18 protein-coding genes are annotated in these 19845 nt (G+C 64.4%); 5 read left to right on the top strand and 13 right to left on the bottom strand.

Annotated elements, in window-relative coordinates; all coding sequences use genetic code 11:
• Positions 1 to 114 precede the first annotated feature (114 nt).
• The 7 genes from F4U94_RS11875 to dapA form a co-directional block, all read right to left on the bottom strand.
• Positions 115 to 903, bottom strand: coding sequence for a transglutaminase-like domain-containing protein (locus F4U94_RS11875; RefSeq protein ID WP_120251569.1), 789 nt, complete (start codon positions 901 to 903; stop codon positions 115 to 117).
• Positions 904 to 1375: 472 nt separating this feature from the next.
• Positions 1376 to 2449 carry a recombinase RecA gene (recA, locus tag F4U94_RS11880; protein WP_120251568.1) on the bottom strand — a complete coding sequence of 358 codons (1074 nt, stop codon included), beginning with the start codon at positions 2447 to 2449 and terminating at the stop codon, positions 1376 to 1378.
• A gap of 123 nt (positions 2450 to 2572) precedes the next feature.
• Entirely contained in the window at positions 2573 to 2929 is a 357-nt protein-coding gene (locus F4U94_RS11885) for a response regulator (protein WP_120251567.1), read from the bottom strand.
• 85 nt (positions 2930 to 3014) lie between these two features.
• Positions 3015 to 5423: a hybrid sensor histidine kinase/response regulator gene (locus F4U94_RS11890; protein ID WP_428842947.1), complete on the bottom strand. Its 2409-nt coding sequence runs from the start codon at positions 5421 to 5423 to the stop codon at positions 3015 to 3017.
• Positions 5424 to 5460: 37 nt separating this feature from the next.
• The gene (locus tag F4U94_RS11895; protein ID WP_120251566.1) at positions 5461 to 6054 is read right to left on the bottom strand and encodes a DUF2062 domain-containing protein; all 594 of its coding nucleotides are present in this window, start codon (positions 6052 to 6054) and stop codon (positions 5461 to 5463) included.
• 3 nt (positions 6055 to 6057) lie between these two features.
• A complete protein-coding gene (gene smpB, locus F4U94_RS11900; RefSeq protein ID WP_056686679.1) occupies positions 6058 to 6540 on the bottom strand; it encodes an SsrA-binding protein SmpB in 483 nt (160 codons plus the stop codon).
• Between the two features lie 61 nt (positions 6541 to 6601).
• Entirely contained in the window at positions 6602 to 7480 is an 879-nt protein-coding gene (dapA, locus tag F4U94_RS11905) for a 4-hydroxy-tetrahydrodipicolinate synthase (protein WP_120251565.1), read from the bottom strand.
• 99 nt (positions 7481 to 7579) lie between these two features.
• Between dapA and F4U94_RS11910 the strand changes: the two genes are divergently transcribed.
• Together F4U94_RS11910 and greB are read left to right on the top strand one after the other, a co-directional pair.
• The gene (locus F4U94_RS11910) at positions 7580 to 9670 is read left to right on the top strand and encodes a lytic transglycosylase domain-containing protein (RefSeq protein ID WP_150411918.1); all 2091 of its coding nucleotides are present in this window, start codon (positions 7580 to 7582) and stop codon (positions 9668 to 9670) included.
• Positions 9671 to 9799: 129 nt separating this feature from the next.
• A complete protein-coding gene (greB, locus tag F4U94_RS11915; RefSeq protein ID WP_120251563.1) occupies positions 9800 to 10285 on the top strand; it encodes a transcription elongation factor GreB in 486 nt (161 codons plus the stop codon).
• A 74-nt stretch (positions 10286 to 10359) separates the two neighbouring features.
• On the opposite strand, the gene F4U94_RS11920 is transcribed toward greB, so the two are convergent.
• The 4 genes from F4U94_RS11920 to aspS all read right to left on the bottom strand — a co-directional run bounded on the left by F4U94_RS11920 (position 10360) and on the right by aspS (position 14843).
• Entirely contained in the window at positions 10360 to 10545 is a 186-nt protein-coding gene (locus tag F4U94_RS11920) for a hypothetical protein (RefSeq protein WP_120251562.1), read from the bottom strand.
• A gap of 77 nt (positions 10546 to 10622) precedes the next feature.
• A complete protein-coding gene (locus tag F4U94_RS11925; protein WP_427771716.1) occupies positions 10623 to 11966 on the bottom strand; it encodes a methyl-accepting chemotaxis protein in 1344 nt (447 codons plus the stop codon).
• Between the two features lie 77 nt (positions 11967 to 12043).
• Entirely contained in the window at positions 12044 to 12829 is a 786-nt protein-coding gene (locus tag F4U94_RS11930) for a polyphosphate kinase 2 family protein (RefSeq protein ID WP_120251560.1), read from the bottom strand.
• A gap of 229 nt (positions 12830 to 13058) precedes the next feature.
• Entirely contained in the window at positions 13059 to 14843 is a 1785-nt protein-coding gene (aspS, locus tag F4U94_RS11935; protein WP_120251559.1) for an aspartate--tRNA ligase, read from the bottom strand.
• A 126-nt stretch (positions 14844 to 14969) separates the two neighbouring features.
• Here aspS and rnd point away from each other — a divergent pair, with 126 nt between their 5' ends.
• The 3 genes from rnd to F4U94_RS11950 all read left to right on the top strand — a co-directional run bounded on the left by rnd (position 14970) and on the right by F4U94_RS11950 (position 16947).
• Positions 14970 to 16136 carry a ribonuclease D gene (gene rnd / locus F4U94_RS11940; protein ID WP_120251558.1) on the top strand — a complete coding sequence of 389 codons (1167 nt, stop codon included), beginning with the start codon at positions 14970 to 14972 and terminating at the stop codon, positions 16134 to 16136.
• Positions 16137 to 16147: 11 nt separating this feature from the next.
• Positions 16148 to 16447, top strand: a complete 300-nt coding sequence (locus F4U94_RS11945; RefSeq protein ID WP_120251557.1) for an I78 family peptidase inhibitor — start codon at positions 16148 to 16150, stop codon at positions 16445 to 16447.
• Between the two features lie 116 nt (positions 16448 to 16563).
• Positions 16564 to 16947 carry a nuclear transport factor 2 family protein gene (locus tag F4U94_RS11950; RefSeq protein WP_120251556.1) on the top strand — a complete coding sequence of 128 codons (384 nt, stop codon included), beginning with the start codon at positions 16564 to 16566 and terminating at the stop codon, positions 16945 to 16947.
• Positions 16948 to 17073: 126 nt separating this feature from the next.
• Here the strand turns inward: F4U94_RS11950 and F4U94_RS11955 are convergent, their stop codons facing one another.
• A complete protein-coding gene (locus tag F4U94_RS11955; protein ID WP_172598806.1) occupies positions 17074 to 18900 on the bottom strand; it encodes a diguanylate cyclase in 1827 nt (608 codons plus the stop codon).
• Between the two features lie 58 nt (positions 18901 to 18958).
• Positions 18959 to 19828 (bottom strand): RsmD family RNA methyltransferase, encoded by an 870-nt coding sequence (locus tag F4U94_RS11960; protein ID WP_120251555.1) that lies wholly within the window; start codon positions 19826 to 19828, stop codon positions 18959 to 18961.
• Positions 19829 to 19845 lie beyond the last annotated feature (17 nt).

Genomic DNA, 19845 nt, shown 5'->3' on the forward strand with positions numbered 1-19845 from the left:
GCGCCTGCTTCATATGAAGCGTGCCCGGCGCAGGCCGGGGTCCAGTCCTGTCCTCTGAACTGGACCCCGGCCTGCGCCGGGGAACCATAGAAGCATGCCTGCGCCGACGGTCGATCAGCTATCGGCGACGCGTGTGACGCTGATCGACTGGGCGTTCATGGTTGCGCCGCCGAAGATGGTCATGAAGGCGATATCGGTGGCGTCGCGGCCGACGGCGATGCGGACCATGGTTTCGACCGGGGCGAGGCCAGTGGCGTCGACCAGATGCCAGGCGCCGTCGAGCCAGACTTCGACCACGGCGTGGAAGTCCGGCGGATCGAGATCGAGCGCGTAGACCGACACCAGCCGGGCGGGAATGTCGCGCGACCGGATGAGCGCGGCGGTCAGATGGGCATAGTCGCGGCACACGCCCTGCTGCGCGACGAACGTGTCTGCGGCCGTGGTGGTGATGTTGGAGCTGCCCGGCACATAGACGAGATTGTCATGGACCCAGTCGACCAGTGCCTGCACCAGCGCCCCGCCCTCCAGATCGGCGAAATGGCCGCTGACGAAGCTGCCGAACCGGTCGGCCTCGCAATAGCGGCTGGGCCAGATGAAGGGGAGGACATCCTCCGGCAAGCTGTGCAGCGAGCTTTTGGGAAGATTGGCGATGACGACCGGCGGACGGTCGATATCCACCGTGGCGCGGTAGGTGCTGAGCATGCGGCCCGTGCCGGTGCGGGTCCAGGTGCGACGACCGATGCCGCTACCGCCGACCTTGTTGGTTAGCGGGCCGGCATTGTCGATGATGTGCGATTGGGTGATGACCCGTTGGTCCGGCACCGCCGCCGCCTCCACGGCCAGAAGCACGTCGGTAGGTTCGGCAAATTGATAGTCGAGTATCGCTTCGATCGCGACGCGCATGGGATGATTCCAATGTGAGAGGGGCAGGCCGAATCAGCGCGCCAGTAGCAGCATCGGGGTGCCGCAAAAGGATTGCCAGAACAGATTACAACGGGGGTGCCGAACAGTTCCGCTGGAGTGGCCGGGAATAGGATAGATGCGGCTTAACTTCGCACATGTCCCGCAGATCGGGACATTTTGTTACGTCGTGCCGATCCTATCGGAAAGTCGATCATCCGATGCGAGCCAAGCTATGGATCCAGCCTGCCTGGCGCATCCGGCAGAAGCCACAGGACTACCAACAAATGTCTAAAGCTGGACCCCGGCCTGCGCCGGGGAACGCTTCATAAGGGCGCAGCGTCATGGCGATTTCCCGACGGTAAAAGGCCCGCTGCGTGGGAGACGCGGCGGGCCTTTTCGGTGCGTGATGCGCAAGGCGGGCGGGGGCCATGAGGGGCGATCCGGCTGATCCGGCCGGGCGCACCCTCAGGGCTTATTCGCCATCATCCTCCGCATCGGGTCCGGTCATCATGCCTTCGGCGACTTCCTCGGTCTTGCCGCGGATCGCCTGTTCCAGCTTGTCCGCCAGTTCGGGATGTTCCTTGAGATAGGTCTTCGCATTTTCCCGGCCCTGTCCGATGCGGACCGAGTCATAGGAGAACCAGGCGCCCGACTTTTCGACGATCCCGGCCTTGACGCCAAGGTCGAGCATTTCGCCGATCTTGGAAATGCCTTCGCCATACATGATGTCGAATTCGACCTGCTTGAAGGGCGGAGCGACCTTGTTCTTCACCACCTTCACGCGGGTCGCGTTGCCGACGATATCGTCGCGATCCTTGATCTGGCCGGTGCGACGGATGTCGAGGCGCACCGACGCGTAGAATTTGAGCGCGTTGCCGCCGGTCGTGGTTTCCGGGTTACCGTACATCACGCCGATCTTCATGCGCACCTGGTTGATGAAGATCACCATGCATTTGGAGCGCGAGATCGAGCCGGTCAGCTTGCGCAGCGCCTGAGACATCAGACGGGCCTGAAGACCGACATGGCTGTCGCCCATTTCGCCTTCGATTTCCGCGCGCGGCACCAGGGCCGCGACCGAATCGATCACGAGGATGTCGATGGCGTTGGAGCGAACCAGCGTATCGACGATTTCCAGCGCCTGTTCGCCGGTATCCGGCTGCGACACGATCAGTTCGTCGATGTCCACGCCCAGCTTCTTGGCATAGCCGGGGTCGAGCGCATGTTCCGCGTCGACAAAGGCAGCTGTGCCGCCGCCCTTTTGCGCTTCGGCGATGGCATGCAGCGCCAGCGTCGTCTTGCCGGAGCTTTCCGGGCCGTAGATTTCGATGATCCGCCCCTTGGGCAGGCCACCGATGCCGAGCGCGATGTCGAGGCCGAGGGAGCCGGTGGAGATGGCTTCAATCTCCAGCTTCTCCCGGCTGCCAAGCTTCATCGCCGAGCCTTTGCCGAAGGCGCGGTCGATCTGCGCGAGCGCCGCGTCCAATGCTTTCTGTCTGTCCATGTTTCCCGTCTTCTTGGAATCGATGAGTGAGAGCAGTGCAGTCATCGGCCAGTCCTCTGTCAAGCGGAACGCAGAGGTTCCGTGTGCCTGGACGATGATGTATCCTGTTTGTTCTACAAGAACAAGAGGGGAACGAAAATTTCCTATCCTGTTCCCGTAATCCTGTTTCTAGCCGCCCAGAACCTTGCCCAAAGCGCGTTCTACGGCGCCGATGGTGAAGGGCTTGGCCAATGTCGGCCGGTCGGCATGGGTGGAAGGCAGATCGTCGGCCATGCCACCGGTAGCGAAGATGAAGGGGATGTTCGCTTGCGCCAATATATCGGCCACGGGCCAGCTTTTTTCACCCTGCAAATTGCAGTCGACCAGCGCCGCGTCGAAGCCGCCTTCGCGCGCCAGCGCACAGGCCTCATCGACAGAGGCGGCAAGGCCATGCAGGCGATAGCCCAGCGCGTCGAGATAATCCTCCAGCATCATGCCGATCATCGCCTCATCCTCGACGATCAATATGCTCTTGGCGTCCGACATGCTGCTTATCCCACATTGATGCAGCCGAATCGCTACCGCATCGCGGCGGCATTGCCCAGCATATTCACCTTGATCCAGCGCAGAGCTATTCGGCCGGCCGGGTCGCCAATGCGTCGCGGGCGGCTTCGGCCAGCTGGTTGACGGAGAAGGGCTTGGGCAGGAAGGCGACATTGGCGATGTCGATCGACTTGCGCAGTTGCTCCTCCGCATAGCCGGACATGAACAGCACCGGCAGGTCGGGATAGGCGCGGCGGGCCTGGGCCACCATGGCGGGACCGTCCATATTGGGCATGACGACGTCGGAAATCAGCAGGTCGATTTTCTCCGCGCCGTTCAACACCTCCAGCCCCTGCTCACCGTCATTGGCGGTCAGCACCTTATAGCCTTGCCGCGTCAGCGCGCGTTCGGCGACGGCGCGGACCATATCTTCATCCTCCACCAGCAGCACGGTGCCGGTGCCCCAGGTTTCGGCGCGCGGCGCGGATGGCTTTGGCGCGACGGCCTGTTCTAGGTCGGCGCCGCTATGGACCGGCAGATAGATGACGAAGCTGGCGCCGCGACCCAGTTCGGATTCGGCGAAGATATAGCCGCCCGACTGTTTCACGATGCCATAGACGGTGGAGAGGCCAAGGCCGGTGCCCTTGCCCAATTCCTTGGTGGTGAAGAAAGGTTCGAAGATCTTCGCCAATATGTCCGGCGGAATGCCAAGGCCGGTGTCGGACACGCGCAACGCGGTATAGTCGGCGGCCGGCAGGATCTGCTGGCGCATTTCCCGCACCTTGATGGCGGGGACGGCATAGGTCTGGATATTGACGGTGCCGCCTTCGGGCATCGCGTCGCGGGCGTTGACCGCCAGATTGACGACCGCCTGCTCCAGCTGGCCCGGATCGGCGCGGATCGCGCCCAGATTGCGGCCATGGGTGACGTCCAGCTTCACATTTTCGCCCAGCAGGCGCTTCAGGAGCGTGGAGACGTCGGCGACGATGTCGGGCAGTTGCAGGATTTGCGGGCGCAACGTCTGCTGACGCGAGAAGGCAAGCAGCTGGCGGGTGAGGCCGGCGGCGCGATTGCTGTTCGATTTGACCTGCTGAATATCGTCATAGTCGCTGTCGCCGGGCGTGTGGCGCATCAGCATCAGGTCGCAATGGCCGATGATCGCGGTCAGGATATTGTTGAAGTCATGCGCGACGCCGCCGGCCAGCTGGCCGATCGCCTGCATCTTGGTCGCCTGCGCGACTTGGCGCTTGAGATTGCTCTCCTCGCTATTGTCCTTGAGGCTGAGCAGGACCGCCGCTTCGCCAAGGCCGCGCACGCCGGCAAGGGACAGCGCGATCGGATCGTCGGGATTGTCGCGCATACGCACCGCGATGTCGCCCGACATTTGCGGGCCGACGGCAAAGCGACGCACCGCGTCGGCCACCGCCGCCTGATCCTCCCGCACGACGAGGTCGCCGGGATAGCTCGGCTTCTCGCCATCGCGCAGGCCGGCGACGCGGGCGAAGGCGTTGTTGAGGAAAAGTACGCGGCCGTCGCGATCCGCCATGGCGAGGCCGAACGGCAGCAGCGACAGCAGGGTTTCGATATAGGATAGCGCCGACGTGCCGCCACCGCCCGAAGGCTCGTCGATCAGCAGCAGGAGCATCGGGCCGTCCTGCATGGAGGCTTGGGCGCCATTGGGCTGGGCGGCGCGCTTCAGCGGCACCTGGAGCAGGCGCAGCGGCAGGCCGCCCTGTTCTTCGCGCGCCAAAAACAGGCGGCCCTTGTCATCCACGCGCATATGGGCGGCGAAATCACGGCCGCTGATATTGGCGTCGATGCGGCCTGCGGCGCGCAGCAGGAAGGCGCCATTGGCGGCGCGGATGCGCCCTTCCCCGCCGATCATCACCGCCATGATGCCCGCTTCGCCCAGCTGGCGGCCAGCCTCCCCCGTCAGGAAGCGATTGACGTCGTCCAGGGCGCTGGGCTGACGCACCGGGGTGAAGCGCCAGAGCAGATAATCTTCCGACCGGCCGGTGCGGGCGATGTCGATGTCGAGGCGCAGCGCACCCTGCGCCATGCCCTCATGCCTGGCCTCCCCATCGCGCCAGGCGGCGCGGGCGGCTTTCGCCAGCGTGTCGGCCAGCGCTTCGTCCGTGGTGATGGCCGGCGGGGTCGGATAGCCGGGAAACCATTCGCCGAACAGGTCGCTGGCGCAGACCAGCCGTCCGGCCCGGTCGGTGACGGCGATCGCCATGCTGGACGCGTCGGCAGCGGCGCGGGCGACGGTCCAGTCGGGCGTGGCTTCGCGGTCGGATATCTGGGGCGGATAGAGATGCTGGTACCAGGTCAGCAGCGCAGCGGCGGTCAGGATGGTCGCGCCGAAACCGGCGGCCAGCGGCCAGCTGCCCACGGCGTAGAGGATGAGGGCGGCAGACGCCAGGGCGGCCAAGATCAACAGCGGCAACGCCAAGCGCGAGCGCGGCTGGTTCAGCCAGGCCTCTTCACCTCTTTTCAAACCCAATGTCCTGCTTTGATACCGGAATATGCAGGCGTCAGGCGCCCGTCACCTTCTCCAATGCGCCGCTTTTATGGACCTTGCCAATCCTCAATTTGCGCGCCTGCCATTTCCGGCCCATGCGGCGGCGCCAGAACCAGTCGGCGATGACATAGCCGATCGCGGCGCTGGCGAGCGAGATGAGGAAGAGGCCGATCAGCATGGCCGGCGCGGCTTCGGAGAGCAGCCATGTGGTCCATTGGCTGACCGAGGCATGGCCATCGACCAGCGCCATGAAGCCCGACGCATCGGCGCTGCGGCCGAGCATCCAGTTGCCCAGCCACACCGACGCCATCAGGATGAGCGGGGTGGTCGCCGGGTTGGAAAGGAAGGTCATCGCGGCGGCGACCGGGATATTGGCGCGGACGGGCAGCGCGAGCAGCGCGGCACCGGCGATCTGGATGCCGGGGATCAGCAGGAAGATGCCGACGAACAGGCCCAGCGCCACGCCGCGCGGCACCGAACGGCGGGTGAAGCGCCAGAGCGAGGGTTCGAGGACGCGATGGGCGACGGGGGCAAGGATACGGCTCTTTTCCAGCGATTCGCGGGTCGGGGCATTGGCATGCCACCAGCGGGTGAGCCGATTATCCATGGATCAGCCCTTGTCCCGCATGATGCGCTGCTGATCCCGTTTCCAGTCGCGATCCTTGATCGTCTCGCGCTTGTCGTGGGTCTGCTTGCCCTTGGCCAGCGCCAGCTCGATCTTGGCCCGGCCGGTGCTGTTGAAATAGATCATCAGCGGCACCAACGTCATGCCCTTGCGCGAGACGGCGCTGTGCATCTTCTCGATCTCCCGCTCGTGCAGCAACAGCTTGCGGGGGCGCTTGGGTTCGTGATTTTCGCGGTTGCCGTGGCTATATTCGGGGATGTTGCTGTTCACCAGAAACACCTGGTTACCCTTCACCTCGGCATAGCTTTCGGCGATATTGCCCTCACCACCGCGCAGGGCCTTCACCTCCGTGCCCTGCAGGGCGATGCCTGCTTCGAACACGTCCTCGATGAAATAATCGAAACGCGCGCGCCGGTTTTCGGCGACGATCTTCTTCTTGTCGAAGGTTGCGGGACGGGGGCGGGCCATGACTGTCTAACTACTCATTTCACTCTATGGGGCCACATCATATGGGCCATCGGCCCCGACTTTACACGAGGCCGGCGATTTCCAGTGCGCGATCGACCGCCGAACGGCTCGATTCGGACGGCCAGGTGATCGGCAGGCGCACGTCGCTGGGCATGTCGGCGCGGACGCGGGTGAGCGCATATTTGACCGGGCCGGGTGACGAATCGCTGAACAGCGCATCGTGCAGGGGATAGAGACGATCCTGCAACGCCAATGCGCCATCCCAATCATGCGCGGCGCAGGCTGCCTGAAATTCGGCGCACAGGCGCGGCGCGACATTGGCGGTGACGCTGATGCAGCCGCGTCCGCCCATGGCGTTGAAGCCCAGCGCCGTTTCGTCATTGCCCGACAGCTGGCAGAAGTCGGGACCGCAGGCCAGACGCTGGGCCGTGACGCGGCCCAGATTGCCGGTCGCATCCTTGATCCCGACGATCGACTGATATTCTTCCGCCAGACGATACATGACCGGCACGCCGATATCGGTGATGGTGCGGCCGGGCACATTATAGAGGACGATGGGCAGGTCGCAGCGTTCGGCCAGATAAGCGAAATGCTGGTACACGCCGTCCTGATTGGGCTTGTTATAATAAGGCGCGACGACCAGCGCGGCGTTCGCGCCCGCGCCCTGCGCCGCATACATATGTTCGAGCGCGATCCGCGTATCGTTGGAGCCGCAGCCGGCGATCACGGGAACGCGGCCGGCGGCCTGATCGACGCAGATGGCGATGACCCGGTTATGCTCCTCGACCGTCATGGTGGCGCTTTCACCGGTCGTGCCGCAGGGAACGAGCGCGCTCGATCCTTCCTCTATCTGCCAGTCGACCAGCGCGCGAAACGCCGCCTCATCCACCCGTCCGTCGCGAAACGGGGTCACCAGAGCCGGAATCGAGCCCGAAAACATGATTAAACTCCTTCAAATCTCCGGGCAGCCGGGGCATGATCGGTCGAGCCGCGCGCTATAGCGCGTCATTCAGGGCCTGATAAGGATGCAATTGCGATTATGTCCAGCATGCGCACGCCCCCGATTGTCGAAAGTTACCTGATCCGCATGCCTATTATCGCCTTATTGCTGATGACCGCCGGTGCCGGCGCGCAAACCGAAACGGTTCAGCGCATTCCACCGGAATATCCCGCGACCAGCGGCCCCATGGTGCAGCAGTTGCCCGCCCAAGACAGCCAGCCCAGCCCCTGGCAGCAGGCGCAGAGCCGAATCGGCGTGGCGCAGGACAGCAGCGTCACCGGCACGATCAACACATGGCGCGCGCTTCAGCAGAGCGATGGCCTGGGCTTTTCCACCTATGCCAGCTTCATCGTCGCCAATCCCGGCTGGCCGGGCGAGGACCGGATGCGGCGGCTGGCGGAAACGGGCATCAATCCCGACAGTTTCGATCCCAATCAGGTGGCCGGCTTCTTCGCCCGCTTCCCGGCGCGCACCGCGACCGGCCATGCCCGCAACGCAGTGGCGCTGATGCAGCTGGGGCGCATGGACGAGGCGCGGGTCGCCGCGCGGAACGCCTGGATCGGCGGATCGCTGAGCGTGACGGACGAGGCGCGGCTGTTGTCGCTGTTCGGGTCCAGCCTGACGCCGGCCGATCATGACCAGCGCGCCGATGCGCTGCTATGGGCCAATGACAGCAATGGCGCGGCGCGGATGATCGCCTATGTCAGCCCGGCGCGACGGGCCGCGTTCCAGGCGCGGATCGCCTTCCGCCGCCAGTCGCCCGATGCCGCATCGCTGATGCAGGCGGCCGAGGGGATCGGCGCCAGCGATGCGGGCTATATCGCCGACAAGGCGGCATGGCTGCGCGATACCGGTAACTGGGTCGCGGCGCGGCAATATCTGGCGAACCGGGGCAGCGTCACCTACCGCCCGTCCAATGCCGAGAAATTCTACGAGCTTCTGCTGGGGCAGGCGCGCGCCGCCGCCAATGACAGCCAGTGGAGCTTTGCCTATGGCATCGCCAGCAAGATCGACGATGCGATCCCGCCCGGCACCGATGTCAGCATCCAGCCGATCGGCGTGCGCGACGATTATACCAGCCTGGCCTGGCTGGCGGGCAGCACCGCCTTCTACAATCTCAACCGGCCGACCGATGCGGTCATCATGTTCCGCCGCTATGCCGACGCCGCCAAATCGCCCCAGACCCGGTCGAAGGGCTATTATTGGGCCGGTCGTGCCGCGTTGCAGGCCGGCGATCAGGCCAACGCCAACAATTATTTCGCCCAGGCGGGCGTCTATCCCGACCAGTTTTACGGGCAGCTGGCGCTGGAACGGCTGGGCCGGCCGATCCCCGCCCCCGCCACGGTCGAGCGGCCGGTGCCGATATCGGCGGCCGAACGCGCCGCCTTCGACAATCGCACGGTCGTGCGCGCCGTCCGGGCGCTGGGCCAGATGGGCTATTGGGAAGACCAGAGCAAATTCGCCCGCGCGATCGCCAACAATGCCGACAGCGACGTCGACCATTATCTGGCCGCCGAGCTGGCGCAGAAGATCGGCCGCCCCGACATGGGCGTGATGGTGGGCCGCCGCGCCGTGTCGAGCGGCCTGACCGGCTATGGCGAGGCGGCTTTTCCGCGCGTGCCGGTGCCGTCGGAAGCGCAATATAATTGGACCATGGTCCATGCCATCGCCCGGCAGGAAAGCCAGTTCGACCGGCAGATCGTATCCCATGCCGGCGCCCGCGGTCTGATGCAGCTGATGCCCGGCACGGCGCGCGAACAGGCGGGGAAGCTCGGCATGAGCTACAATCCCGGATCGCTGAACGAACCCAGCTATAATATCATGCTGGGATCGGGCTATTTTCAGCGGATGCTGGACTATTATGGCGGGAGTTACCCCTTGGCGGTGGCGGCCTATAATGCCGGGCCGGGCAATGTGAACAAATGGGTCCGCGCCAATGGCGACCCGCGCATGCCCGGCGCCGACATGCTGCGCTGGATCGAGCAGATTCCGATTTTCGAGACGCGCAACTATGTGCAGCGCGTGCTCGAAAATGCGGTGGTCTATGAAGCGATGAACCCGGAGCGGGCGAAGTTCCGGGGGACGAGCGCCGTGCTGAGCCGCTATCTGGGCAAGCAGACGCCGGGCTGATTCATACGCACATCGTCATCCCGGACTTGATCCGGGATCCCGCTTCTCTTGCTCGTGTTGAAGAAAGAAAGCGGGATCCCGGGTCAGGCCCGGGATGACGTAGATGGGAATGGCCATTAAGGCAGCGGAATGACCACCCCCTATCCCAATTATATCTCCCCCGAAGGTTTCGCGAAGCTGCGGGCCGAATATGACCATCTGCTGGGCGTCGAGCGGCCGGCGATCGTCGAGGTGGTGAGTTGGGCGGCGGGCAATGGCGATCGCAGCGAGAATGGCGATTATCTCTACGGCCGCAAGCGGATGCGGGAGATCGACTTTCAGTTGAAGCGCCTGTCGAAGAAGATGAAGGACGCCAAGGTCGTCGATGCGCGGCAGCAGCCGGACAAGGACCGGGTCTATTTCGGCGCAACCATCACCATCGCCGATGAGGATGATAATCACCGCACCGTGACGATCGTGGGCAATGACGAGACGGATGTGGATGCCGGGCGGATCGGATGGGGATCGCCGATCGCGCGGGCCTTGCGCGGCGCGGCCGTGGGCGACCTGCGCCGGGTGCGATTGCCGGCGGGGGAAAAGGAATATGAAGTGATGACGATCGCCTATCCGGCGTGAAACACACCCCATCGACCAGCCATGACAATCGGGGAAAGCGCGTGTTCCTGCGACTACAGGAACACGGCCATCCTTCATTCGTGCGGGCGTAGCGCCTGGTTGAGGCTGTCGAGCACGGCGTCGATCGGTTCGGTGACGGTCACGCTGCGCCCCTCGCCGAAGCGGATGCGGGTGCCGTCGCTGACCTGGGTGACGAAGGTGACCTGCGCGGGGTTGATCGCGGTCTGGGTGCGATCGGTGCCGACGAACATCACGAGCATGGCGTCCTCTCCTTTTTATGGAAGGACAGCCTAACGCTTTCTCGCGGCGATGCCAGCGCGATATTAGCCAAGGGTGCTCAGGCCGCGCGAATCGCCGCGATGAAGCCGCCGGCGCGCTGCTCCAGCCGATGCGCCTCACGCGCCAATGTGTCCGCCACGTCGCGCATGCCCCGCGCCGCCAGCGCCGTAGCCTGCGCATTGTCGCTGATCTGGCGTGCGCCGGTGCGGATATGGGCGCTGGAGGCACCGGCTTCCGCCACGCTTTGCCCCATGGTGCGGCTGAAGGCGCTCTGACGCGCGACCGCTTCGAACACCGCCGCCGACAGTCGGTCGGCACGGGCCATGGTGGCATCCATATGCGCGTGGCTGGCCGCCACTTCGCCGATCGCGGCGCGAATATGGTCGATACGCCCGGATATGCCCGCCGCAGCGTCGCGCGTCTGTTGGGCGAGCGACTTCACTTCGCGCGCGACCACGGCAAAGCCCTGCCCCGCTTCCCCGGCGCGGGCCGCCTCTATCCCGGCATTGAGCGCCAGCATGGTCGTGGCTTTGGCGATGCTGTCGATCAGGGCGATGACTTCGCCGATGCCGTCGGCCTCCGTCCGCAGCGCGGCGCTGCGCTCGACGCCGGATCGGCTGCGCGCCGCGGCCTCCGCAATGGCGGCGCCGGCGGCCTCCGCTTCGGCCTCCATCGCGCGGAACAGCTGACCCAGTTCGATGCCGCCGGCCGCCAGTTCGCCCAGCCGCTCGGCCGTCTGCGCCGCCGCGACCGCCATCGCGGCCGAATCCGCGCCGTCGCCGGCCGCCCGCTCGGCGGCTTGCCCCGCCAGCGCCGACAAGCGCTCCGCCATGGCCGCCATGTCGGCGATCATCGTCGCGATATCATGGCGGAAGGACGCGCTTTCATGGGTGATCTGTTCGACCCGCACGGCCCGCTCCAGCGCCACGCGCGCATCGCGCTCGGCCGCAAGCCGCAGCAATAGCTGGCCACCCAGCACACCGGCATAACGGCCGCCGTCGGTGACGATCAGCCCTTCGCAGCCGGTGCCCTGCGCCGCGAACAAATCTACCAGACCCTCGACACTCTCGGCCCGATCGACACAGGCGCAAGGGCGGACATGATCGTCCAGACGGCCGCCGAAACTGGGATTGCGCAGCAGCGCATGGCCGAAAGGGTTGAACAGGATGCGGCGCATGTCGCGCTCATAGATGGCGCCGACCGGGCGATCGGCCATGTCCAGCACCGGCAGCAGGCGCAACCCCGAATCGCGCTGGAACCAGTCCACCGCTTCGCTGAGCGGTCGGCCCAGTCGAATGACCGGGCTGCGCTCGGCCAGGGGCAGGCCAGAGGCCGGCAGACCGGATCGGGGCGGATCTGGCAAGGACGGCATAGCGTCCGATATTATGGGGGCGACCAACATGATCGCCCGATTAGACCCAAAATGGTAAATGCGGCGTTAGATTTTGATGACAGATTTGTGACAAAGTGCTGTTTTTATTATGCTTTTACTTTATATCCAAAGGCATCGCGCGCCAGTTTCACGATCGCCGGATCGGCGTCCGGAAAGTCCATCGGCACCAGTGCCTCCAGCCGATCGGCGACATAGGTCAGCGCGGCGATCCGCCCGGCCTTGCGGTTGTTGTTGTCGATCACCTGCCAGGGCGCATGCTTGGTGTCGGTTTTCTTGAACATCGCCTGCATCGCGTCGAGATAGTCCGCCCGCTTGCCCCGGTTGCGATAATCGTCGGCACCGGTCTTCCACCGCTTCCATGGCGTGTCGAGCCGCTGGGCCAGCTGTTCGTCCTGCGTTTCCTGCGTGATGTGGACGAACAGCTTCACGAAATTGGTCCCGGCCTGCGCCAGCTGCTTTTCGAAGGCGTTGATTTCGTCATAGCCGCGCTTCCAGTCGGCCTTGCTGCAAAAGCCCTCTACCCGCTCGACCAGCACGCGGCCGTACCAGCTGCGGTCGAAGATGCCGATATTGTGGCTGGCGGGCAGGCGCGTCCAGAAACGCCAGAGGAAATGATGGTCCTGTTCGATCTGCGTCGGCGCGGATATCGGATGGACCTGATAATAGCGCGGATCCCAGTCGGCGCTCATCCGCTTGATGATGCCGCCCTTGCCCGCTGCGTCCCACCCTTCCAGAAGGATGACGCTGCGCTTGCCGTGCAGGATATGGGCGACCTGAATCTTCGCCAACCGTTGCTGGAGCGAAGCGAGGTCGGCTTCATAGTCGCCCTTATATTTCGCGCCCTGTTCGTAATCGGCAAGGTCGATGGTCATGAGCGCGTCTCCTGTGCTGTTGGAATAGCAGGCAACGCTGGAGAAACGGAAAAGTCAAATCGGGCGCCGGGCGGGAGACAGGAATGATTCACGCGGAGGCGTTGCGCAATGTCTCCGCGTCTCCGCGTGAACCGGAAAAATAATCGCGCAGTGGCGCAGAGGACGCCGAGTTTTGCTCTGCGATCTCTGCGTCACTGCGCGAAAAAGTCTTCCGCCACTGGGTGAAGCGTTATGCCTTCGCCTGCGGCTCCACGACGCGGACGTGCAGTTCGCGCAGCTGCTTGAACTCGGCCGCGCTGGGCGCGCCCATCAGCAGGTCTTCGGCGCGCTGGTTCATCGGGAAGAGCGTGATTTCGCGCAGATTCTGCGCGCCGCACAGCAGCATCACGATGCGATCGACGCCAGCGGCCATGCCACCATGCGGCGGAGCGCCGTACTGGAAGGCCCGGTAGAGGCCGCCGAAGCGCTCCTCCACATCCTGCTGGGACAGCCCGACCAGTTCGAACGCCTTGACCATCAGTTCGGGCGACTGGTTACGGATAGACCCCGATGCGATTTCGAAGCCGTTGCAGACCATGTCATATTGATAGGCGTTGATGGTCAGCGGATCCTGATTGTTCAGCGCGTCCAACCCGCCCTGCGGCATGGAGAAGGGGTTGTGGGCGAAGTCGATCGACTTGGAATCCTCATCATATTCGTAGAAGGGGAAGTCCACGATCCAGCACAGGTCGAACCGATCCTTGTCGATCAGGTCCAGCTGTTCGCCCACGCGAATGCGGGCGAGGCCGGCGAGCTTGGCGGCCTGCGTTTCCTTGCCAGCGGCAAAGAACACGCCGTCGTTCGGGCCGAGGCCGAGCGCCGCGATCAGCTTGGCGGTGGCTTCTTCACCATGATTCTTGGCGATGGGACCACCCGGCACGCCATCCTTGATGTTGATATAGCCAAGGCCCGAATAGCCTTCGCCCCGCGCCCAGACATTCATGTCGTCGAAGAATTTGCGGCTGCCGGCGCCTGCGCCGGGCGCCGGGATGGCGCGGATGCGCGCGCCACCATCGACCAGGCTGGCGAAGATGCCGAAGCCTGACCCCACGAAATGGTCGGTCACGTCCTGAATGATGATCGGGTTGCGCAGATCGGGCTTGTCGCTGCCGTACTTGAGCAGCGCTTCGGCATGGGGGATGCGCGGGAAGCTGCCTGCGGGGGTAACTGGCTTGCCCTCGGCAAATTCCTCGAACACCGAAGCGATGACCGGCTCCATCGTGTTCCAGACGTCTTCCTGCGTGACGAAGCTCATTTCGAGGTCAAGCTGGTAGAATTCGCCCGGCAGACGGTCGGCGCGCGGGTCTTCGTCGCGGAAGCAGGGTGCGATCTGGAAATAGCGGTCGAAACCCGCGACCATCAGCAGCTGCTTATATTGCTGGGGCGCCTGCGGCAGGGCGTAGAATTTGCCGGGATGGATACGCGACGGCACCAGAAAGTCGCGTGCGCCTTCGGGCGAAGACGCCGTCAGGATCGGCGTCGAATATTCGGTGAAACCCACGCCTTCCATACGGCGGCGCATGTCGGAAATGACCTTGGTGCGCTTCACGATGTTGGCGTGCAGCGTTTCGCGGCGCAGGTCGAGGAAGCGATAGCGCAGGCGGATATCTTCGGGATAATCCTGCTCACCCGCGACCGGCAACGGCAGTTCGGCGGCGGCGGACAGGATGGTCACGCTATCGGCCACGACTTCGATCTCACCGGTCGCCATCTTGGGGTTGATGGCTTCGGCGGCGCGGGCGACGACTTTCCCCTCGATCGTCACGACGGATTCGAGGCGGAGCGATTCCAGCGCGCGGAGCGGATCGCTGTCGGCCTTCGCCACGATCTGGGTAATGCCATAATGGTCGCGCAGATCGACGAACAGCACGCCGCCATGATCGCGCTTGCGATGCACCCAGCCGGACACGCGGACCACATTGCCGACTTCCGCTGTGGTCAGGGCGCCGCAGGTATGAGTGCGATAGGCGTGCATGGCGTTTACATCTTTCAGATTCGTTTTACGGAAATGACAAACTGTTGCAGTCCAGCTATGGCCGACATTGTCAAACATTGACCAGCCCGCGGACGCGGGCCAGCCCATAATAAGATCGAAGACCATATGCAAATTCATCCGCTGATTACCGACAGCAAGACTCTTTCCGATTTCTGCGCCCGCATCGCAAAATCCCCGTACATCGCCGTCGATACCGAATTCATGCGGGAAAACAGCTATTGGCCCGAACTGTGCCTGGTGCAGGTCGCCGACCCGCATGAGGCGGCCGCGATCGACCCCAAGGCGCCGGGGCTGGACATGACGCCTCTGCTCGACCTGATGGTCAACAATGAGGATGTGCTCAAGGTCTTCCATGCCGGTGGGCAGGATATCGAGATCGTCCACAATCTGACCGGCAAGACGCCGCACCCGATGTTCGATACGCAGATTGCAGCGATGGCGCTCGGCCTTGGCGAACAGATTGGTTACGGCAATCTGGTCGATGCGTGGATGGGCGTGGTGCTGGACAAGGGCGCGCGCTTCACCGACTGGGCGCGGCGCCCGCTGGACAAGCGCCAGATCGATTATGCGATCGGCGACGTCACCTACCTCATCCAGATTTTCCCCAAGATGCTGGAAGAATTGCGCAAGACCGGGCGTGGCGACTGGCTGGACCAGGAAATGGAGCGGATCAGCGATCCGTCCCATTATGAAAACGACCCGCAGCAGGCCTGGCAGCGCGTGCGCATCGCCAGCAAGAAGCCGGACGTGCTGGGCCGCTTGAAGGCGCTGGCCGCATGGCGCGAGATCGAGGCACAGGACAAGAATCTGCCGCGCGGCCGCATCGTCAAGGACGAGACGCTGGCCGACATCGCCAGCCATCCACCGCGCAATCAGGAAGAACTGGGCAAGGTACGCGGCCTGTCCGCCACTTGGCGCACCAATGATATCGGCGCGCGGCTGATGAACGCGCTGGCCAAGCATCAGCCGCTGGGGCGCGACGAAATGCCCGATCGCGAGCCGCGCCGGCCGGGGCTAGGCAAGGATGGCGCGCTGGTCGCCGATCTGCTCAAGCTGCTGCTCAAGATCCGGTCGCGCGATATCAATGTCGCGGCGCGGCTGATCGCGCGGACCGACGATATCGACGCGCTGGCGGCGGGCGTGCGCGAAGGCCTCTCGATCCTGGAAGGCTGGCGCTATGAACAATTCGGCCGGGACGCGGTTGACCTGGTGGAAGGCCGCATGGCTTTTGCCGTCCGCAACGGCCGGCTGAAGATGACGCGCACGGAATAAGGAGAGCGGTGATGCGGATGGCGATTGTGGGTCTGATGATGCTGGGCCTGTCCGCATGTGCCGGCGCGGGGAGCGAAGGGCCGGCGACCCCGCCGGCGACTGCCGAGGGGCCGTGCAGGAATGACGGGCTGGATGGCTTCACCGGGCAGAAGGCCAGCGCTGAAGTCGGTGCGGCACTGCTTAAAGCGTCGGGCGCGAAGACGCTGCGCTGGGGCGGCCCCGGCATGGCGATGACGATGGATTTCCGGCCCGATCGGCTGACCGTCAGCTATGATGATGCGATGGTGATCACGTCGGCGCGCTGCGGGTGATCCTACCATTATGGTTTCCCGTTCGGGCTGAGCCTGTCGAAGCCTTGCCCTTTGCTTCAAGAAAAACGGCCCTTCGACAAGCTCAGAGCGAACGGGTTTCAGGATAATAGCTGGACATGACCGCCACCGCTGACCTCGCCATCCGCATGGCGCGCGCCGCCTTCAATCGTGCGCTGGCGGAGGCGGACCTGAGCGCCATCGGGCCGTTGCTGACGATGAATGTCGTGATGATGACCGGTACCGACAGCGGCATCATCGCCGGGCGCGAGGCGCAGTTGCTGGCGTGGAAGCGCGAATTCGCGGCGAAGGAGCGGATGGTCTACACCCGCACGCCGAACAACATCATCGCATCGCCGGTCGAACCGATCGCGATGGAACATGGCCATTGGACCGGCATGGTCGGCGGCACGACCGTCGCGTCGGGCCAATATAGTGCCAAATGGCGCAACGTCAGCGGCGACTGGCTGATCGAGGCGGAAATCTACCTGACGCTCGCCTGATACCAGCACCAAGAACGAAGCCGACACCCATGGTCCCCGGCGCAGGCCGGGGCCCAGTTCAGACCGTGGATCTGGACCCCGGCCTGCGCCGGGGAAATTTCACTCATCGCCTATTATTCGATGCCATCAGGCCGCCTGCTGCATGTCGATGACGGTGCGGTTGCGGCCTTCGCGCTTGGCCCGGTAGAGGGCTGCGTCGGCCAGTTGCAGCAGCGCGGCCCCGTCGCCCGCCATGCTGTCGTCCCAGGTCGCGATGCCGAAGGACATGCTGGTGGACCCCAGCGCCCGGCCACCATGGCGCAGGACGATTTCGGTGATGCCCTTGCGCACATCCTCAACCCGGCCGGCGAGCGCCTGCGCGGTCGTGCCCGGCGCGATGACGGCAAATTCCTCCCCGCCATAGCGGCAGACGATGTCGCCATCGCGGAAGCGGCCGCGCATTTCATTGGCGACCGCCTGCAACACGACGTCGCCGGCATCATGGCCGAATTCGTCGTTGAACCGCTTGAAATGATCGACGTCGCACATGACGGCGCTCAGAGGCACGCCGGAGCGGCGGGCGCGGGCGATCTCGATCGTCAGCGCCTCTTCCATATAGCGGCGGTTGAACAGGCCGGTCAGCGGATCGCGGATCGTCTGTTCGCGCAGCCCCCGTTGCAGGCGATGGTTGACCAACGCGGAGCTGATATTTTCCGCCATCACGGTCAGGCGGAAGCCGCTTTCCTCCCCGATCACGCCCTCCAGATAGAGGGTGCCGATCACCTCGCCGCCGGCCAGCAGCGGCTCGCAATGATAGATGGCGTCCGCAGCGACATGGCCGCAGACGATGTCGCCGCCGGGCTCGGCCACGAAATGGCTCTGCCCGCGCCGCAGCGCCCAGCACTGGTCGGGCGCGAAGCCATCCTGACTGGGTACGAAACCACCCCAGCCGGTGATGGGCACCAGCAGGTTGCGGCTGTTATTATGGGCGTAGAGCGCGCCGGCGATACCCGGCAGCACGCGCGGCACGAAGACACGGATGACCTGCGCCAGTTCCTCGTCCGTGCGGGCGGCCTGCATGCGGTGGGCCATGCCGCCCAGCAATTCGATCACCTCGCCGCGTTCGCGCAGGATGCTGCTGTTGCGCATCAATTCGCCATGGGCGACCTTCAATTCCTGCTCGCTGCGGCCCTGATCGGCGATCGCCGCCTGCAACTGGCCGGCCATTTCATTATAGCCGGACGCCAGTTGCGCGAATTCATGCGATCCCATGGCGGTGGTGACGCGCATGGAACGGTCGCCATCGCCCAGCGCCGTCATCGCCCGGCGGATGACGCCGGCGGGGCGACGAATGCCCCAGATCAGCAGCAGCGAGACGGACAGGATGGCGATCGCGATGATCGGGCCGCCGACCAGCGCCAGTTGCCGCACCCAGGTGAGCCGGCGATCGGCCGCATCGATGCGGGTGAGGCGCAGCGCGCGTTCTTCGGCCAAAAAGCTGTCGACGCGTAGTGATACCATAGCCATCAGATCGCGGCCCGTGCCGCTGGCGATGATGGTGCGCGCCTTGTCGAAATTGCCGCTGCGCGCGTCCACCAACGTGCTGCGCAACATCTCGATGCGCCGCTCCATCAGGCTGCGCAATTCGCGCGCGCGCATATTCTGCATCGGATTGTCGGCGGTCAGCTCGACCAGATGCCCCATCGTCTGTCGCGAAACGGCAAGCCGCGCATCGGCCGGATCGGCAAAGCTGGCGTTGCGGGTCAATACGAAGCCGCGCTGGCCCGATTCCGCCTCTCGCAGGGCGGACAGGGCATCGTCCATCGTCTCGATCACTTCGGCCGAATGGGTGACCCAACGAAAGCTGTCGCGGGTCTGGATCGACGCATCGACCAGCATCCAGATGAGCGCCAGCAGCGCGACGAAGACCAGCGCACCAAAGGCAGCGATCCGGGCGGAGAGAGAATTGAACATGCGCGACCTTATTATTGGGCCGCGACTCTAGCAGGGAGCCGTTAACAAATTTTAACGGTCAGCGTTTCCAGCGTGCCCAGATGGCGGTCGGCAGAGCGATGCCGCGCGCTTCTTCCCTTACGGCCAGCTCGCCCGCTTCCACCGTGCCGGGCAGGTCGGCAAAGGCCTGGCGCAGCAATTCGCCGATCGCCAGCGCGGACATGCGCACGGCATAGACGGTCAGGAACAGGAAACGGCTGTCGGCGTCGAGCAACGCCCGGCAATTGGCGATCAGGCCGGGAAGATCCTCTTCCAGCCGCCAGACTTCGCCATCGGGACCACGGCCATATTTGGGCGGGTCGAGCAGGATGCCGTCATAGCGGCGATTGCGGCGCACTTCGCGGGCGACGAACTTGGCGGCGTCCTCCACGATCCAGCGGACGGGCTTGTCGTCCATACCCGACAAAGCGGCGTTGGCGCGGGCCTGCGCTACCGATTTCTTCGACGCGTCGACATGCACCATCCGCGCACCGCCGGCCGACAGGGCCAGCGTGCCGACGCCGGTATAGCCGAACAGGTTCATCACCTCCGCATCGGGCTTGTCGGCATAGGTGGCACGCAGATCGTCCCAGATCGGCGCCATGTCGGGAAAGAAGCCGAGGTGCCGGAAGGGGGTGCAACTGGACTGGAAAGTGACTTCGCGCCAATGCAGCGGCCAGCCTTCGGCCGGGACCGGCTTTTCATAATACCAGCGGCCGCCGCCATCCTCGTCCGAACCGGGGATGAATTCGCCGTCGGCGCGCCAGTCGGTCGTTGCCGGCTTCCACATCGCCTGCGGCTCGGGGCGGATGAAGCGGAAACGGCCATAGCGCTCCAGCTTCCGGCCATCGCCCGAGTCGAGCAGGCCGTAATCCGACCAGGGTTCGCCGATGAGGGTCTTGAGTTTCATAGCAATGTCCCGTTCGG

Origin of the sequence: Sphingobium limneticum (assembly GCF_008710155.1) — a bacterium.
Lineage (GTDB): Bacteria > Pseudomonadota > Alphaproteobacteria > Sphingomonadales > Sphingomonadaceae > Sphingobium > Sphingobium limneticum.